At 50.8% G+C, this 3,292-nt stretch carries 3 protein-coding genes and 1 pseudogene; 3 read left to right on the top strand and 1 reads right to left on the bottom strand.

Going from position 1 to position 3,292, the window contains the following annotated elements:
* The 3 genes from hisS to bamB all read left to right on the top strand — a co-directional run.
* On the top strand, positions 1–1,017 hold a 1,017-nt coding region (hisS, locus tag KDK16_RS11410; RefSeq protein ID WP_257276205.1), incomplete at its 5' end, for a histidine--tRNA ligase.
* A 3-nt stretch (positions 1,018–1,020) separates the two neighbouring features.
* Complete coding sequence (locus KDK16_RS11415; RefSeq protein ID WP_257276206.1) at positions 1,021–1,692, top strand: tetratricopeptide repeat protein; 672 nt, start codon at positions 1,021–1,023, stop codon at positions 1,690–1,692.
* A 3-nt stretch (positions 1,693–1,695) separates the two neighbouring features.
* Complete coding sequence (gene bamB, locus KDK16_RS11420; protein WP_257276207.1) at positions 1,696–2,850, top strand: outer membrane protein assembly factor BamB; 1,155 nt, start codon at positions 1,696–1,698, stop codon at positions 2,848–2,850.
* A gap of 66 nt (positions 2,851–2,916) precedes the next feature.
* Here the strand turns inward: bamB and KDK16_RS11425 are convergent.
* Positions 2,917–3,292 (bottom strand): annotated as a pseudogene (locus tag KDK16_RS11425) (GTPase); the annotation flags it as partial.

The raw sequence follows: 3,292 nt of genomic DNA on the forward strand, positions 1-3,292 counted from the left end.
GTACGCGCCGGTATCCAGCATGGTCTGCTTTATAACCAGACACAAAGACTCTGGACTATGGGCCCCATGTTCCGTTACGAGCGCCCACAGAAAGGACGTTATCGTCAGTTTCACCAGTTCAGTGTTGAAACCTTCGGCATGGCTGGCCCCGATATTGACGCAGAACTCATATTGTTGACTGCCAGGCTCTGGAAAGAGCTGGGTATCCATAAACATGTGCGTCTGGAACTGAATACTCTGGGAACATTGGAAGCTCGCCAGAATTATCGTGAGGCTTTGGTCGAGTACCTATCCCGCTTTGAGCAGGAACTGGATGAAGACAGTCGAAATCGTTTGAGTATTAACCCTCTCAGAATTCTCGATAGCAAAGATAAACGCACCCGGGAAATTGTTGCGGATGCCCCTGTACTGCACGATTATCTGGACGCTGAATCGGCCGGGCATTTTGAAACCCTGAAAAGTATTCTTGATGCAGCAGGGATTTCTTATGATGTCAATCCACGTCTGGTTCGCGGGCTGGATTACTATAGTCGGACCGTGTTTGAATGGATAACAGAGAGTCTTGGCGCACAGGGAACCGTCTGCGGTGGTGGCCGCTACGATGCCCTGGTTGAATTGCTGGGTGGCAAGCCAACACCGGCAGTAGGGTTTGCCATGGGGCTTGAGCGTCTGGTGTTAATGTTGGAAACACTCAACCTGGTTCCCGGGTCAGTTCATAAAACCGTTGATGTCGCAGTCGTCACCCGAGGGGAGGGTGTCAGTGCTAAAGCTCTCCCTATGATCGAGCAAATAAGAACAGGTGTTCCAGGCGTGCGCATTTTGGTGAATTGCGGCGGAGGCTTTAAAGGGCAGATGAAGAGGGCCTTCAGCAGCGGAGCTGATTACGCTTTCATCGTTGGAGAAGATGAGTTGGCCAGTCAGTCGGTATCCGTTAAGCCTTTGTCAACGGATGGTGAGCAGGAGAGCATGGGTATTCCTGCTGTGGTTGAATTTTTGAAAAAGCGAATTCAGGAGTAAAGCGTGAGTCGCTCAGATGAAGAAGAAGTAGAACTGCTCAAAAACCTCTGGCAGGAATACGGAAAGCCCGTTGTTGCCAGTGTCGCTATCACAGTCATCGCTATTTTTGGCTACAAGGCTTACCAGAAGAATCAACTGGAGACAGCAGCTGCTTCATCACAGCTTTACCAGAGTCTTCTGGAAGCTACCCAGACAGCTCATGGACAGCCACTGTCAGAGCAGCAGAAATCCACCGTTAAACACGTAGTGGAAACTCTGCAGTCTGATTATGAGAGCACTGATTATGCGGCTTTTGCAACGCTGTTTCAGGCTCGTGAACAGGTTCTGGATAACGATCTTGAGGGTGCTCGTTCTTCTCTTGAATGGGTGCTGGCTCAAAAGCCTGATCTGGAAGTTGAGTTGGTAACTCGTGCCAGGTTGGCGCGAGTGATGCTCAGCCAGTCTGGCGATAACGCTCAAGCAGCGCTGGATGTCCTGACCAAGGCCAAGTCAGAAGCCGGTTTTGTAGCTACAATCGAGTCTGTTCGAGGCGATGCGTATCTGGCGATGGGTCAGAGAGACAAAGCACGTGAATCCTATGAAAAGGCACTGGAAGCCGCCCGCACCAACGGAGAGTCCCGGCCTTTGCTGCAGTTCAAACTGGATGACCTGGCAGCCAACATAAAAGAGGGCTAATGGATGGAAAGGATAATCAGATCACTGCTGATCGTTTCCCTGACACTGGGGCTGGCTGCCTGCAGCCTTTTTTCCGATGATGAGGAAATAGTCCGCAAACCAAAACCTCTGACTGAGTTTGAACCAGATATTGAGTTGAAAGAGGTCTGGTCCAAAAGCATCGGTAAAGGTGTTGAGGACAGCTATGAGCGGCTGGTGCCCTCTGTATCAGGCGACGTGATTTATGTTGCCGGCGCCCACGGAAATGTCACCGCCCTGGATCTCGGGTCCGGCAGGGAAATCTGGAAGAAGAGTCTGGAATTACCCGTCGGTGGTGGTATTACTGCTGACTACGGAATGTTACTTATTGGAACCCTGGACGGTCATGTCATTGCTCTCAGAGAGGAAGATGGCAGTGAGCTCTGGAAAGCCAGAGTGAGCAGTGAAGTCATTTCTTCTCCCCAAACTAATGGCCGTGTTGTAATGGTCCAGAGTATTGATGACACCATTACCGCTCTGGATGCTGAGACCGGTAAAGAGCTTTGGCATCAGGAAAACCTGCAGCCTGCTCTGACTTTGAGAGGCTCCAGCACACCCCTTATTGAGGGGGAAGCTGTCTTTGTAGGGCTCTCCAATGGTGAGGCGAAAGCATTCAGAGTTAATGATGGCGGTCCTTTGTGGAACAGTCGTGTCTCTCTTCCTAAAGGAACCTCCGAGCTGGAGAGAATGGTCGACATTAAGGCGGAGCCACTGATTGTAGGTGACAATCTGTTTATGGTCAGTTTTCAGGGTAATGTAGCTGCCCTGGATATGTATAGCGGGCGTATACGCTGGAGTCGAGAGCTATCGAGCTACAAATCCATTGCGGAAGGTTTTGGATCTCTGTATCTGACCGATGACAGCAGTTATATCAGTTCTCTGGATCAACGCAGCGGTGCGGTTAGCTGGAGGCAGGATAAGCTGGAATATCGTTTGCTGACAGCACCGGCGACTTACAGCAGCTTTGTGGCCGTAGGTGATTTGGAAGGCTATGTTCATCTTTTGTCTCAGGTTGATGGTGCCATGGCAGGTCGCTTTAAGGCGAGTTCATCGGCGATTAAAGCACCTCCTGTGGTATCGGGTGATTTTCTGTATGTGCTCAGTGCTGACGGTATCCTGACTGCGCTGAATCAAAAGTGATTTGCTGAATTAAGCAGTGAGTTTGGCAAAGGAAGAAAGCCGGGCTGAACCTCAGGAGGTTCGGCCCTCTTTCATGCCGTCCCACTTGTTAACGGCAATCACAACGGCACGACCTGCCTCCAGTACAAAGCCCAACAAATGCAGATCCTGTTCCACGATCCCTTCCCTGGCATCAACAACCAGTACCACGACATTGGCATCTTCAATAGCCTGAAGAGTTTTAATGACCGAAAACTTTTCAGCCACTTCATGGACTTTACCTCGGCGGCGAACGCCCGCCGTATCGATCAGAGTGTAATCCTGCCCCCAGCGTTCATAGGGTATGTAAACGCTGTCGCGGGTAGTTCCGGCCTGATCATAAACGACAACACGTTCTTCACCCAGCAAACGATTGACCAGTGTCGACTTACCAACATTCGGGCGCCCAACGATACCAATCTTG

It is taken from the genome of Endozoicomonas sp. SESOKO4 (assembly GCF_024606275.1).